The following is a 13,414-nucleotide window of genomic DNA, read 5'->3' on the forward strand; positions in this document are numbered from 1 at the left end:
GGCCTACTGCGCCCCCTGCCCGCCGCCCTGCATGCCGCCGGACGCCCCGAGTTGCGTGCTCATCGACTCCGGAATCTTGTTCTTGAACGAATCGAGATAGCGCTGGTAGACGAGTGATGCAACATCCCCGAGCAACGGTTGCGTCGATGCTGCCGCGCGGTTCTCGCCCTGCATCACCAGCCAGTCGCGGGTCGAGCGGCCCACGTCCGACGCGGCCGGCATCGTACCCTGCTGCGCATAGGCGGCGACGCTGCCGAATGCCATGCTCGCGATCATGCCCAGCACCATGATTCGACCCACACGCATGTTTCGATAATGTTTATTGTTCATGTCGTTCCCCGCACGTCCGTTCATTGTGCAAACCGTTGCAGCAGCGGCACGGTCTGGTCATAGCCGAAATTGTTTGCCATCGGCGTGACCGGCGCAGCTGCGGCCTGCCGAGACACCACCGACGGCGTCGCTACCGCGCGTTGCTGAGCACGCGCCGCTGCCGCAATTCTTGCGGCATCGCTGCTGATTTCCTTACGGATATCTGCCTGCAAATGCTGCTGGTTCATCAACCGCTGCGCATCCTGCGCGCGCCCTGTCGCGAGCAGATACAAAGTGAGATTGCTGACGATCTTCGGGTTGCGTTGATCCAGCTCGGCCGCCTTCATCAAGGGTACTCGCGCACCAACGATATCGCCGTTGCGCAATTTCGCATAGGCCAGATCGGACAGCAGCAACGCATCGGTCGGTGCCAGTTCGGATGCCTGCGTCAACGCTTGCACCGACCGGCCAAAATCGCCGGCGGCACCGGCGATCAACCCGAGCCCCCGGTAACCGCGCGCTGCGAGTGGCGTCTTCAGCAACTGCATATACGCGGCTGCGCTAGCGGCTGGCTGGTCGGTCATCCGCAGCGCGTCCGCGCGCAGCAGAATCGTGTCTGGCGATACTCCGTACGCCTTGTCGTACGCATCGATGTGTGCAAGTGACGCGTAATAGAGGCCCTGGGCCTGCATCCGCTGGATCAGTCCGAGATACATCCCGGGTGTATCGGGCACCGCATGTTTCTGGTCAGCCGCCTGAATCAGCGCTGCCCGCTCGGTCTGTCCGCCGACGCCATACCCGCTTTCCTTGGCCGCGCATGCACCAAGCAGCAAAACTGCCGCCGCCATACTCGTGTGCATCGCCATCCTGATGATCCGCTTCATGGTCTTTCCTTCCACCATCAATGATGCGCTGACAGCGCATGCATCACCGCCAGAAACCCGGGGCCGGCCGTCACGATCAGAAGCGCGGGCAACAGCGTCAGGACCATCACGCCCGTCATCTTCACAGTCAATCGACCGATCCGCTCGCGAAGCATTGCGCGGCGCGTCTCGCGCAGCCTGTCACCGAACTGCCTGAGCGGCTCCTGAACCGCGCCGCCGTGCTTGTCGACCTGCACCATCAGCCGTGCAATCGCGCGCAAGTCCTCGTTATCGAACCCGCTCGACAACCGCTGCATCGACTGCTCACGCGTGCGGCCCGTTGCGAATTGACGCTGCGCGATCCCGACTTCCGACGACAGAACCGGCATCATCCCCCTGAAATCGTTCGTCACGACCTGCAGGCTTTGATCCAGCGACAATCCCACGCCCTGCAACAGGCGCAGCATGTCGACGAGTAAAGGCAGTTCATCGACGACGCTCTGGCGCCGTGCCGCTGCACGACGGCGCACATAGAGTTTCGGCAGCATGAAGCCAAACCCGAATGCGGCGAACATGCCTATCGTCCAGTGTCCGCCTTTCATTCGCCCACTCGCGACTACCGCGAAAAGCACCGGCACCGCGATCCCACAAGCGATCCGTGCGATCAGAAACAGCCCGCGTGTACGCGCGTCGACGTAACCGCATTGCTCGAGTAGACGACGATCCTCATCCGCTACGATGTGCTTGCCGAACCCGGTTTCAAGCAAGCGCATCCCTGTCGCCGAAAGCCGTGCAAGCAAACGCTCGACGCACTGCCGACCGTGCGTGTCGGATTTCGGAGCGACATCCGCATCGGCTACGCCCCCTAGCTTGGCCGCTTCGTGTGCAGCCATACGCTGATCGAGCGCATCGGCCAGCGCGCGTTCGACACGCGACGCGGCGCTCGCTCGCAGCAATGCGATCATTCCGAGCAGCAGCACGCCGAGCGCGCCGAGCGCGAGAGCGATTGATCCAATCTGAGTTGCCGTCATCGCATCACCTGAGTCGAGCCATTCGGTACAACCACACGCTACCCGCCATCTGCATCAGAAATGCGAGTATGAGGAGCACTCGTCCGCCCGGATCAATCCACATGCCTTCCAGATACTTCGGATTGGTCATCACGACAAAACTGCCGATCGCGATCGGCAGCATCATGAGCACGAACGCCGACAACCGTGTCTCCGCCGACATCGCCGCCAGTTCGCGCTCCGCCTGCTCGAGGTCGCGCATGAACACGGCCATGCGCTCGAGCATCACGTCCGCACGGCCGCCATATTTGACCGACAATCGCAGCACGGATCCGAGAAGTTCGAATTCCTTCGTCCGGTAGATCTTCGCGATATGAAGCATCGCGCGATCGATCTCGACACCTGTGCGCAACATCCGGGACACGTGGTCGAGACACCCCCGCAGCGGCTCCTCCGTCGTCAGCAGCGCTGCCTGGAATGCGGCCGGCACGCTGTTGCCGAGCGTCACCAGTCGCACGATCCCGTCGAGAAACGATGGAATCTGCCGGACGATCTTCAGTCGACGCCGCTGGATGCGCGATGTGAGCCAGATGCCGAAAATCGCGCTCCCGCAGACAAGCGCAGCGAAACACGCGAGCACGCCGCCGCGGCTGCCCGCGATTGCCGCAACCGTCACGAGAGCCGCCAGCGCGACGATCGCCTTGCCGCGTGCCCCTTCGATCCCGGCACGGTTCACGAGGTCGGTCAGATACTCCGTCGCCATCGCAAGCCAGTGCACCCAGAAAGCACCGGATGCCGCATTGCGCGCGCCACTGGATGACGACACGGCACGCGGCGCCGCGGATGCTGCCGGTCTTGCAGCCGGTGCCGCCGCGCGTGCGCCGGGCTCCAGCCGACTGTCGATGAAGCGCTTCGCATCGGTGCGCACGCGCCGGGTTTCCGCATGTCGCCACAGCATCAGTGCCGATGCCACGCACAGCATCGCGACCGCGAGCATCCAGATCGTTGCGCTATACATTGAAGCCCCCGCCGCGACCGAAACCGCCGCCGCCAAAGCCGCCGCCGAAACTGCCCAGGCCGCTGTTCGTCAGCGTCTGGCGGAAACGCGCGAGCTTCGGCGAATGCGGATGAATGCCCAGCGACTCCCAGTGATCGACTTCCTCGCCCTCCGGCGTGACGCGCGCTTCGTAGCGATACAGTTCCTGCGTCGCGATGATGTTGTCGGACAGCCCAGTCACTTCGGTGATCGACAGAATCCGGCGGCGCCCATTCGACAGGCGTCCGATCTGCACGATGAAGTCGATCGCGTTCGCGATCTGGCGACGCAGGCTCGATTCGGTCCCCTGGAAGCCCGCGAAGCCGGCGAGCATCTCGAGACGGTACAGGCACTCGCGCGGCGAACTCGCGTGCACGGTGCCCATCGAGCCGTCGTGGCCCGTGTTCATGGCCTGAAGCATTTCGAGCACTTCACCGCCGCGCACTTCGCCGACGATGATCCGGTCCGGACGCATCCGCAGCGTATTGCGCAACAGATCGCGAATCGTCACGACGCCACTACCGTCGAACCCGCCCGGCCGGCTTTCGAGGCGCACGACGTGCGGGTGGTTCAGCGACAGTTCCGCCGTATCCTCGATCGTCACGACACGCTCGGCCTCCGGAATGTGGAACGCGAGCGCATTGAGCAGCGACGTCTTGCCCGAGCTCGTGCCGCCCGACACGAGCACGTTGCAGCGGGCCTCGACCGCCGCCTCGAGCAATGCACCGATCTCTTCGTTGTACGTGCCGTTGCCGAGCAGGTCCGAGGGCTTGAGCGGGTCCTTGCGGAATTTCCGGATCGACACGATCGGGCCGTCGATCGACAGCGGCTCGATCACGACGTTCACGCGGCCGCCGTCGGGCAGTCGCGCGTCGACCATCGGGTTCGATTCATCGAGACGGCGCCCGATCGGCGCGAGGATCCGGCGCACGATTCGCAACAAATGCGCGTTGTCGGTGAAGCGCACCGGCAGCTTCGCTAGTATCCCGTGACGCGACACGTACACGTCGTTGTAGCCGTTGATCAGGATGTCCTCGACCGCCGGATCCGCGAGCAGATCCTCGATCGGCCCGAAGCCCGCGAGTTCCTTCGTCAGCGCTTCCGCAATCGCACGCACCTCGTTCTCGTTGAGCGGAATGCGGCGCAGGCGCACGAAGCTGTCGATCTCGAGATCGACGAACTGATTGATCGCCTGGCGCGACCATCGGCCGAACTCGGCGCCCAGCTCCTCGATACGCGTCAGCAGGTGCTCGTGCGCGGCATTCTTGATGTCGTGGAATTGCTGCGTCTGGGAGAACGGCGCTGCGCCGTCGGCGAATTGAATGTCGTGTGCCATCGGTTACGACCGCTTGGACGAAGGTTGAATGAAACGTTTGAGCGCGGACAGGCCGGGCGCCGCGCGCGACGCGCCCGCCATGCCCGATACGCCGGGCAACCGCGCGGCGAGGGATTCGAGTGCGCGCACGTAAGGATCACGCTCTGCCGCATCGACGATGAGCCGCCCCTGGTTCGCCGCATGGCCGATCGCGACGCGGCGCGCGGGCAAGCTGCCGACCAGCGACAACCCGAGACGCTCGGCGATCTGTCCGGGCATCAGGCCCAGCGCGGGATCGTACTGGTTGACCACGAGCTTGACGCGATCCGTATCGACGCCCCCATCGCGCAACCCGGTGATCAGGTCGACGGCCGAAACGATCGATGCGACGCCTTGATCGCAGACCAGCCACGCCTCGTCGGCCGACGCGGCGATCTGCGTGACGAACTCGCGATTCGAGAACCCGCCGAGATCGACGACCTGCTGGTCGAAGAACGCGCGAAGGCGGTTCAGCAAACCGATGCATGACGCATAGGACACATCGCGCAACGCGCCGAGGTCCGGCGGCAGCGTCGTCAGCGCGACACCGCTCTGATGCCTCGTGAGTGCGGTGTTCACGAACGTGCGGTCGATGCGGCGCAGGTTCTGCACCGCATCGATGAAATGAAATTCGCAACGCGTGTTCAGAAACAGCGCGCCGTCGCCGGCCGGCAACCCCAGGTCGATCAGCGCGGTCTGGCGGCCGGCCGGCGCACCGCCGTCCGTGCCCGCCGCACCCGGCCCGAGTGCCCGCTTCTGAAGCCAGACCGCGAGATTCGCTGCGAGCGTGCTGACCCCCATGCCCGCGCGCGCGCCGAGCAACGTGACGACCTTGCCGTGACGGCTCGTCGGCTCGCCGACGTGGGATAGCAATCCACGCGTCGTCCGCAGTGCGTCCTCGGCCGATGCCGACACGTCGATGAAATCGCGCACGCCCGCGCGCAGTGCGGCAAGCGTGCTCTCCGGCTGGGTGAGCGAGCCAAGTGCGACGATCGGCAACCCCGGATGTGCCGCGCGTACCGTGGCCGCAGCGACGCTCGCCGCTTCGCTGCGTTCGGAGAAATCGATGAACACGAGCGCCGGATTGAGCCCCGTGATGCGCTGCGCAAGCACGCCCGGCTCCAGCGACGCGGCCTCGACCGCACCGGCCGACACCAGCGTATCGGCCAGCCAGCGCACATGCGCTTCCTTTGTCGATGCGCAAACGAAGTAGTCGGTCACGGCGGGTTCACACAACGATTGGGTTCGTGCATTCATGTCGAACACCCCCGATTACGCAAGGCGTAGCAATGTGCCACGACGCGCAATGCCTCAGATTCATTTCGAAAACCCCGGTGCCGCATCCGGCGATGCCGCACCGCCCAGGTAGGATCGCCATACCGGCCCGTCGCGCTGCTCGGACAATTCGCCGGGCGTCGCAGGCAGCACCGCCCCCTTCGCAATCGGTGCGACGAGATGCGGTGTCACGATGATCAGCAATTCCTTGTCGTTCTGCTGGTAGTTCAGGTTCTTGAAGAACGTGCCGATGATCGGCAGGTCGCCGAGCAGCGGCACCTTGCTCACGTTCGACATCGTCTGGCGATCGATCAGGCCGCCGATCACGAAACTCTCGCCATCGCCGAGTTCGACCGTCGTGTCGGCGCGACGCGTCGTGATGCCCGGCACGGCGACACCGCTGATCGTCACGCTGTTCACGAAATCGAGCTGGCTCGATTCCGGCGCGACCTTCAGCGCGATCCGGCTTGGGCTCAGCACCGTCGGAGTCAGCGACAGTCCCACACCGTATTGTTTCCACTGGATCGCGGTCGAGCCAAGCCCCTGCGGCGACGGAACCGGGATCTCGCCGCCGGCGAGGAAGCTGGCGCTCTGGCCGGACAGCGCGACGAGCGTCGGCTCGGCGAGCACGCGCGCCAGATTGTTCGCTTCGAGCAGCGACAGGTCGGCGAAGATGCCGTGCCCGGCTGCGTTCGCGACCAGGTTGAACGCGGATGCGACGGGGGCGCCGAGCGTCGGAAGATATCCGGCCGACCCGGGCCCGGAGCCGCCGCTATACGATTGCACGCCGCCCGGTGAAAACGAGCCAAACGAGAATCCGTTGCTCTGCTTGAAGAAGTTGAACCCCACTTGCTTGAGCACGGTGCGGCTGAACTCGACCACGCGTACGTCGACCTGCACGACATTCTTGCCAGCCAGTGTCGAGCGATCGATCAGCGTGCCCTTCGTGTTCATGTTTTTGGCGACTGCCGCTGCTCGTTCGTGAGCATCGAGCGAAGCGGACGTTCCCCGCAACACCGACGTCCCACCGTACGCTTTCACCTGCGGCATCGAACCGTCGAGCACCGCGTGCGCAGACGCGTCGACGACTTCCACATTCCAGGCCGTCGGCTCGTCGTGACCGCGTTCCCACAACATCACGTTCGTTGCGCCCGGCGCTTTCGCGGTCAGCAGCACGGACCCGGAACCACTGCCCTTCATGATCAACACGTCGGCGATCGCAGGATCGCCGACTGCGACACGCTGCAGCGCACGACCTGCAGAAATCTGTCGCTGCGCGCCGACCGCGAGTTCAATCGTGCCGCTCGCGCTTGCAGTGGATGCGAACGTCAAGGTCCAGAGAGCAATCGCGAATGCAGTCAGTATATTTTTCATTGTTTGTTGGGCCGTCGCACGGCCTTTACTTGTCGTCGCAGATATCGATGGCCACCGATGTTGTTCAATATGCAACCGTTTCCGACCGGCCGCCGCGGATCAGCTCGATGCTGCCGCCACCTCCGCCGCCGCCCGGTCGCGTCACCGGCGGCAAGCGCGACGGCAATGGCGGCACGTTCACGTTGGCCACCGCGGTCCTCGACGTACCGGACAACTGTTGCAGCGATACGCCGGCCGCGGCAAGCGCCGACGGCGACAACTTGTTGTCCGTACGCACCGCCACCGTCTGCATCGCAAGCTCGTCGTCGCGCGGATTGCGCAGTGCGAGCGTCAGCCGGCCGCTCGCCTCTCCGAGCGTCAGCGCATCGACCTGTGCGGTCGGTATCGCGAGTATCGCGATACGCGTGTTGCTCGGCTGACCGTTATTGCCGTTCGTGCTGCTGCCGCTGTCGCGCTCCGACGTCGCGTCGCCAAACGACAGCACCCGCACCTTCGACATCAGGAGCCGCGCTTGCGTCTGCGAGACTTCGCTATCGAACATCGTGCCGCTACCTTCGCGCTTCAGGTTCAGGAACACGTCGACGAAGTTGCCCGGCCGCAACCGGTTGCCGACCGCATTGGTCTCGTCGACGCGAACCGCGATCGCCCGCTCGCCCGGCTGGACGTCCTCGGCAAGCCCCGACACCAATGCGTCCGATACGACCGGGGCCGACGCCGGGATGTCCCTCACAGGAACGCGACCAACCACGCTTGCCGGATCGGCAATCGCACCTGTCGGCGCGGAAACAGTCGGTTGAACCTTCAACGCATCGGCGACAATCGGCTGACCTACCGGCAAAGTCCGTGTTGCGACCACGACCGGTACCGGATTCCCGGCAACGACCTGCGGTGCCGGAGCGGAGCCTGGCGTACTGCGTCCGAGCATCCATGCATAGATTCCGAGCAGTACGGCGATCGCGATCAGCAGCCCGGCGATGATCTTCGTCAAATTGTTGGTCATGTTGAAAGAAGTGTGAATGCCGGAATGAAGGCCCGAAAGTTCTTATGTCGCGCGACTCGCGATGCGTATGTCACAGCATGGACTGCGGGATTTGCACTACTGCCGAGCTCGTAAGCGGCCCGCTCAGCACTTGCCCCAAAAACGGCATCGTCGTCAGCCACTGCAGAGGCGAATAGCTCACGGTGACCGTAAGACAGTTCGTCAAACTCGACGAGCCGGCGCTGCACGTATTCGTCTTTACCGTTACCGACACCGGTTGCGGATTGCCGTTCAACCAACCCAGCGCACCCAAGGCGGTATTGCACGCGTTCTGCGTACGCGTGAGGGAATTAGGCAGGGACGTACAGTGATTCTGGTCGGAGCCGAGGCTCGGCGCATAATTCAACCCGGCACGCGCCCCTTCACTGACCGCGAATGTCAAGCTCTGCTGAATGACAAAAACCATTCCGAAGCTGACGATCGCATAGAAGATCATGAAGAACAGCGGAAACACGATCGCGAATTCGACGGCCGTCGCGCCTCGCTGATGATGCCGCCATCGGCATGCCCTGCTTCGTCGTTTCATCGCCCCCCCCCTGTCGCGACGAGGTAGACAAGCCATCCGGCCGCTGGCACCACGAGACACGCCGCATAGGGCGTCGCCCGATATCCGTCCAGCATTAGCATGGGCTCGCGATGCGGCCACAATGCCCGGATTGGCGTCCGCGATAACAGCATCAACGCAAGTACGTGAACACCGGCCGCAAGACTGGCTGCAATCCAGAACCCGAGCAGCGTGCCCGCACCACACCAAGCCCCGAGGACGGTGAAAATTTTCACGTCCGCCGCGCCCATGACACGCAGCAAGAAAAGAGGAAAAAGAACGATCAGCCCGGCGAGCATGCCAACCATCGCCTGAACTGGAAGGATTCCAAATGGATTCGCATTTAGAAACGCGCCCAAGAGTCCGGCCGCCAGTCCAATCAGGACCAGCGAGTTTGAAATACGCCGGAAACGGATATCACTCGCCGCGACAAACAACGTCCAGACCAGGAATACCCCGATAAAAATAAAATGTGCCATCGCATCACGATCGGACGAACATGCCGCAACAGACGAATTGCCCCCGAGCGATTCGTCTGTCACGACACTACGACACTCTTATAGCAGTGATGAGATCGACTTATTTCCAGGGGGACGTGCAGGCAGCGTTGGCTGTAGTGGTGCCGCCGCTGGTTGTCGTAGGATTGGTGATGCAGGTCCCGAGATTGGAGAACATGGTACCAAGACTGCCCCCGATCGACGAAACTCCTGCAACGATGGCAACAGCAATCAGACCCGCAATCAGCCCATACTCGATCGCGGTAACCCCGTCTTCTTCCTTGAGGAAGCGCTTGATGAGTGCTTTCATTTTTTAATTCCTCGTGCCTGTATGTACGTTTTTTGGCCTTTTATACGTTGTACATCCTCGCATATCGGGCCCTTGCCCCGCGTCGTTCGCTACAACTAAGTAACGACAACCGGATGCGCTTTCTTTATATGTCACCCCGAGGGGTATGTATCACAATTTGATGCAAGTTAACATTCGCGATAGTGACCCTCCTCGAACGTCGTGTACCGAGCTGTACATTTCCTTACACCTGCTCCGGATTCTATATCCGATCGCATTTAACTTCCAACCTCTTTTAAGACCGGATCGAAAAAACTTTCCGGGAGCACAGCCGTATTTGTACGGCGTTTCGGTACGCCTTACACATAGGACTTACGATAGGTTAGATGTGCACACCTAATCCACCAGTAAAACAGCCGGAGCGCCCGCCAGGCCTGCACGCCCGCCCACGTTACGCCGCACGCGTAACGCCAATGTTGTGACGTTACGTTACGAAACGGCCGAAACCGTTCTCATTCGACCGTTCTTAAACAGATTCAACAATCTTTCAGTTTGCCTAAATCCCTTTTCCGACAAGGAATTGCCCCGTTTAAAACCAATCGTCGAACCGTCGGCCATCGAAATGGCACGACAGTTGCAGAGTAATCCCCGCATCACTCAACACAACATCAGCTTCAATGCGAGGACGAAATGGACATTAAGGTTATCCCTCATGGCACGCTCCGGACGACTATGATCGCGGCCACCGTGGCAGCCATGCTTTCCCTCTCCGCGTGCGGCGGCTCCGGTTCCATCAGCAAGGGGCTCAGCGGCGGCTCCAGCTCGGGCGGTGGCGACTCCGTCTCGACGTCGGGCGGCGGCACCTCGGGCGGCACGTCCGGTTCGACGAGCGGCAGCACGTCGGGCGGCACCAGTGGCTCGACCAGTGGCAGCACGAGCGGCTCGACGAGCGGCAGCACCAGCGGCACGACGAGCGGCACGACGAGCGGAACGTCCAGCGGAACGAGCGGCACCTCCGGTGTGTCGTCGAACGCAGTGGGTCAGGTCCTCGCAAGCGGCAGCAATCTCGTCACCAATCTCGGTGGCACCGTGTCAAACCTCGGCGGCGTCGTCGCCGGCCAGTCGTTGCCCGGCGTCAACCCGGCCACGACGCAAGCGGCGGGCGGCATCATCCAGAACGTCGGCGGCGCGGTCACTGCACTCGGTAATGGCCTCGGCAACGGCCTCGGCCAGCTCGGCGCAACGAAAGACCCGGTCGGCGTCACGGTCGCCAGCACCGGCGGCGTGGTGAACCAGCTCGGCGGCGCAGTCACGCAGACCGGCAACCTGGTCACGAGCCTCGGCAGTGGCCCGTTGTCGCCACTCGCTCCCGTCACCGGCGCCGTCGGCGGCCTCGTGACGCAGGTCGGCAACGCGGTTTCGAACGGTGGCACCACGCTGTCCAACGTGCTGTCGACCGGCCCGATCCAGCAGGTCACGCAGACGGTCAGCTCGGCGATCACGCCGATCACGACGATGGTCGGTCAGACGACGCAGACGATCGGGACGGCCACCGGCCTCGGCGCCCCGGTCAACACGCTGCTCGGCACGATCGGCAACGGCCTGAACCAGGCCGGCGCGGTGATTGCGTCGACGGGCGGCAATCCCGTCACGACCGGCCTCGGCAGCACTGTCTCGTCGACCGGCAATACCGTGAAGGCCGTCGGCGGCCTGCTCACGGGCGCCACCGGCGGCGCGACCAACCCGCTCGCGCCGCTCACGGGCCTGCTCACGACCGTCACCGGCACGCTCGGCGGCGCAACGGGCGGTACGAGCGGCGGCCCGCTCGCTCCGGTCACCGGCCTCGTCTCCACCGTCACCGGCGCACTCGGCGGCGCAACGGGTGGCACGAGCGGCGGTCCGCTCGCTCCGGTCACCGGCCTCGTCTCCACCGTCACCGGCGCACTCGGCGGCGCAACGGGTGGCACGAGCGGCGGTCCGCTCGCTCCGGTCACCGGCCTCGTCTCCACCGTCACCGGCGCGCTCGGCGGCGCAACGGGTGGCACGAGCGGCGGTCCGCTCGCTCCGGTCACCGGCCTCGTCTCCACGGTTACCGGCGCGCTCGGCGGCGCAACGGGCGGCGCGGGCGGCAGCAACCCGCTCGCTCCCGTGACGGGCGCCGTGTCCGCGGTCACCAGCACGGTCGGTGCCCCGGCACTGAGCGGCACCACGGGCGCCGTCACGAATTCGGGCTCGGGCTCGAACCCGCTCGCGCCTGTCACGTCGCTGCTCGGCGGCCTGCTCGGCGGCACGCACGGCAAGTAATCGAACATCCATTCATCGACAAGACAGCGAGGAGTCCATCATGTCCCAGCAACGTTCCATCACGACGGCCGCCCTGCGCCAATGGCGCGCGCCCCTCACCGCTTTCGCCGCAGCGTGCCTGCTGGCCGCCTGCGGCGGCAACAGCGTCAGCACGCCGCCGACGAGCAGCAATGCCGGCAGCAGCAGCGGCACCAGTGGTACGAGCGGCACCAGCGGCTCGTCCACCGGCACCAAGGGCGCTGTCAGCACGATAGGCCAGACGGCAACCGACCTCGGCAGCACGGTCGGCAACATCAGCGTGCCCGGCCTCGGCGACGGCGTGACGAAGGGTGTCGGCAGCACCGTCTCGAGCACCGGCACGATCATCAACGCGGCTGCCGATGCGTTGAGCAACGGGCTGGGACAGACCGGCTCGATCAAGGATCCCGTCGGCACGACGGTCGCCGGCCTCGGGAACGTCGTGGGCGCGACGAGCAACACCGTGTCCGGACTGAGTTCGACGGTCAAGGCGCTCGGCACGGGTCCGCTCGCGCCGCTCGCCCCTGTCACGACGCCGGTCGGAACCGTGCTCGACACGGTTGCCAACGGCCTGTCGGCAGCCGGCACGACGATCGGTTCGACGCTGTCGTCGGGTGCCGTGCAGCAGGTTACGCAACCGCTCAGCTCGGCGATCACGCCGCTGGTGATCACCGCAGGCCAGGTCACGCAACAGGTCGGCACGACCACCGGCCTCGGGCAGCCCGTGTCGGGCCTGCTCGGTCAGGTCGGCGGTGCAATCAGCTCGGCGGGCACGAAGGTCGCAAGCACGTCTAACCAGCCGCTCGTCGGCGACGTCGGCCAGCTCGTCACCGCGGTCGGCAACACCGTGACCAACGCGGGCGGCCTCGTGAACCCGAACGGTCCGAACGGCGCGGCACCGATCCCCGGCCTGCTCACCAGCCTCGTCGGCGGCTCGACGGCTACGGTCCAGAACGGCACGTCGTCGGGTTCCGGCTCGACGAACCCGCTCGGCGGCCTGCTGTCCGGCCTCGGCTCGACGCCGCTCGGTTCGCTCACGGGTGCGGTCGGCGGCGCAACGGGCAGCTCGGGCAGCAATCCGCTCGCGCCCGTCACGGGCCTCGTGTCGACGGTCACGGGCACGCTGGGCGGCGCAACGGGTGGTGCAGGCGGGGCAAACCCTCTCGCGCCAGTCACCGGTTTGCTGAATACTGTCACCGGAACAGTCGGCGGTGCAGCGGGAACCGGGGGTTCGTCGAGCCCGCTCGCACCAGTCACGTCGCTGGTCGGCAGCGTGACGGGTGCGGCATCGTCGGGCAGTTCGACGGGTCTGCTGGCACCGGTCACGGGGCTGCTGGGCACGCTGGGTAGCGTCGGCAAGTAAGGAGGACGATCGCGCCTTTGCAGCCGGAGCAGGAGGCGCGGCCGTACCAATACAACCGGCAATGCGGCACGCGGCGCGCGACACCCTGGTGTCGCGCGCCCGCATTAGAAAGAAGATGAAAAGCAAGGCCTACGAGGAA

At 64.5% G+C, this 13,414-nt stretch carries 13 protein-coding genes; 2 read left to right on the forward strand and 11 right to left on the reverse strand.

Translation table 11 applies throughout. The features are described 5' to 3' along the window. Window positions 1-3: 3 nt before the first annotated feature. The 11 genes from DIE12_RS29015 to DIE12_RS29065 form a co-directional block, all read right to left on the reverse strand. The gene (locus DIE12_RS29015; protein WP_124522585.1) at window positions 4-330 is read right to left on the reverse strand and encodes a DUF3613 domain-containing protein; all 327 of its coding nucleotides are present in this window, start codon (window positions 328-330) and stop codon (window positions 4-6) included. 20 nt (window positions 331-350) lie between these two features. Further along, on the reverse strand, window positions 351-1,193 hold the full coding sequence (locus DIE12_RS29020) for a pilus assembly protein (RefSeq protein WP_124522583.1): 843 nt from the start codon (window positions 1,191-1,193) through the stop codon (window positions 351-353). 17 nt (window positions 1,194-1,210) lie between these two features. Continuing rightward, on the reverse strand, window positions 1,211-2,203 hold the full coding sequence (locus tag DIE12_RS29025; protein WP_124522581.1) for a type II secretion system F family protein: 993 nt from the start codon (window positions 2,201-2,203) through the stop codon (window positions 1,211-1,213). A 4-nt stretch (window positions 2,204-2,207) separates the two neighbouring features. Further along, window positions 2,208-3,200 (reverse strand): type II secretion system F family protein, encoded by a 993-nt coding sequence (locus DIE12_RS29030; RefSeq protein ID WP_124522579.1) that lies wholly within the window; start codon window positions 3,198-3,200, stop codon window positions 2,208-2,210. Next, window positions 3,193-4,554, reverse strand: a complete 1,362-nt coding sequence (locus DIE12_RS29035; protein ID WP_124522577.1) for a CpaF family protein — start codon at window positions 4,552-4,554, stop codon at window positions 3,193-3,195. The genes DIE12_RS29030 and DIE12_RS29035 overlap by 8 nt, the downstream gene beginning before the upstream one ends. A 3-nt stretch (window positions 4,555-4,557) precedes the next feature. Continuing rightward, the gene (locus DIE12_RS29040; protein ID WP_124488913.1) at window positions 4,558-5,829 is read right to left on the reverse strand and encodes a fimbrial protein; all 1,272 of its coding nucleotides are present in this window, start codon (window positions 5,827-5,829) and stop codon (window positions 4,558-4,560) included. 60 nt (window positions 5,830-5,889) lie between these two features. Continuing rightward, the gene (locus tag DIE12_RS29045; protein ID WP_124522575.1) at window positions 5,890-7,221 is read right to left on the reverse strand and encodes a type II and III secretion system protein family protein; all 1,332 of its coding nucleotides are present in this window, start codon (window positions 7,219-7,221) and stop codon (window positions 5,890-5,892) included. A gap of 64 nt (window positions 7,222-7,285) precedes the next feature. Next, window positions 7,286-8,221, reverse strand: coding sequence for a Flp pilus assembly protein CpaB (cpaB, locus tag DIE12_RS29050; RefSeq protein WP_124522573.1), 936 nt, complete (start codon window positions 8,219-8,221; stop codon window positions 7,286-7,288). A 70-nt stretch (window positions 8,222-8,291) separates the two neighbouring features. Next, entirely contained in the window at window positions 8,292-8,786 is a 495-nt protein-coding gene (locus DIE12_RS29055; protein ID WP_124522571.1) for a TadE/TadG family type IV pilus assembly protein, read from the reverse strand. Further along, window positions 8,783-9,283: a prepilin peptidase gene (locus tag DIE12_RS29060; protein WP_124522598.1), complete on the reverse strand. Its 501-nt coding sequence runs from the start codon at window positions 9,281-9,283 to the stop codon at window positions 8,783-8,785. The genes DIE12_RS29055 and DIE12_RS29060 overlap by 4 nt, the downstream gene beginning before the upstream one ends. A 100-nt stretch (window positions 9,284-9,383) precedes the next feature. Continuing rightward, the gene (locus DIE12_RS29065; protein ID WP_124522568.1) at window positions 9,384-9,611 is read right to left on the reverse strand and encodes a Flp family type IVb pilin; all 228 of its coding nucleotides are present in this window, start codon (window positions 9,609-9,611) and stop codon (window positions 9,384-9,386) included. Window positions 9,612-10,280: 669 nt separating this feature from the next. On the opposite strand from DIE12_RS29065, the gene DIE12_RS29075 reads away from it, so the two are divergent. Beyond that, window positions 10,281-11,894, forward strand: coding sequence for a collagen-like triple helix repeat-containing protein (locus DIE12_RS29075; protein WP_124551438.1), 1,614 nt, complete (start codon window positions 10,281-10,283; stop codon window positions 11,892-11,894). Between the two features lie 40 nt (window positions 11,895-11,934). Next, window positions 11,935-13,275 carry a collagen-like triple helix repeat-containing protein gene (locus DIE12_RS29080; protein ID WP_124522564.1) on the forward strand — a complete coding sequence of 447 codons (1,341 nt, stop codon included), beginning with the start codon at window positions 11,935-11,937 and terminating at the stop codon, window positions 13,273-13,275. The last annotated feature ends 139 nt before the right edge of the window (window positions 13,276-13,414 follow it).

Source organism: Burkholderia sp. Bp9015, assembly GCF_003853505.1.
Taxonomy (GTDB): Bacteria; Pseudomonadota; Gammaproteobacteria; order Burkholderiales; family Burkholderiaceae; genus Burkholderia.

What these genes read in the sequence shown, in the direction of transcription:
- DIE12_RS29015 (WP_124522585.1), bottom strand. Translation starts at nt 330, where the DNA reads ATGAACAATAAACATTATCGAAACATGCGTGTGGGTCGAATCATGGTG.
- DIE12_RS29020 (WP_124522583.1), bottom strand. Translation starts at nt 1,193, where the DNA reads ATGAAGCGGATCATCAGGATGGCGATGCACACGAGTATGGCGGCGGCA.
- DIE12_RS29025 (WP_124522581.1), bottom strand. Translation starts at nt 2,203, where the DNA reads ATGACGGCAACTCAGATTGGATCAATCGCTCTCGCGCTCGGCGCGCTC.
- DIE12_RS29030 (WP_124522579.1), bottom strand. Translation starts at nt 3,200, where the DNA reads ATGTATAGCGCAACGATCTGGATGCTCGCGGTCGCGATGCTGTGCGTG.
- DIE12_RS29035 (WP_124522577.1), bottom strand. Translation starts at nt 4,554, where the DNA reads ATGGCACACGACATTCAATTCGCCGACGGCGCAGCGCCGTTCTCCCAG.
- DIE12_RS29040 (WP_124488913.1), bottom strand. Translation starts at nt 5,829, where the DNA reads ATGAATGCACGAACCCAATCGTTGTGTGAACCCGCCGTGACCGACTAC.
- DIE12_RS29045 (WP_124522575.1), bottom strand. Translation starts at nt 7,221, where the DNA reads ATGAAAAATATACTGACTGCATTCGCGATTGCTCTCTGGACCTTGACG.
- cpaB (WP_124522573.1), bottom strand. Translation starts at nt 8,221, where the DNA reads ATGACCAACAATTTGACGAAGATCATCGCCGGGCTGCTGATCGCGATC.
- DIE12_RS29055 (WP_124522571.1), bottom strand. Translation starts at nt 8,786, where the DNA reads ATGAAACGACGAAGCAGGGCATGCCGATGGCGGCATCATCAGCGAGGC.
- DIE12_RS29060 (WP_124522598.1), bottom strand. Translation starts at nt 9,283, where the DNA reads ATGGCACATTTTATTTTTATCGGGGTATTCCTGGTCTGGACGTTGTTT.
- DIE12_RS29065 (WP_124522568.1), bottom strand. Translation starts at nt 9,611, where the DNA reads ATGAAAGCACTCATCAAGCGCTTCCTCAAGGAAGAAGACGGGGTTACC.
- DIE12_RS29075 (WP_124551438.1), top strand. Translation starts at nt 10,281, where the DNA reads ATGGACATTAAGGTTATCCCTCATGGCACGCTCCGGACGACTATGATC.
- DIE12_RS29080 (WP_124522564.1), top strand. Translation starts at nt 11,935, where the DNA reads ATGTCCCAGCAACGTTCCATCACGACGGCCGCCCTGCGCCAATGGCGC.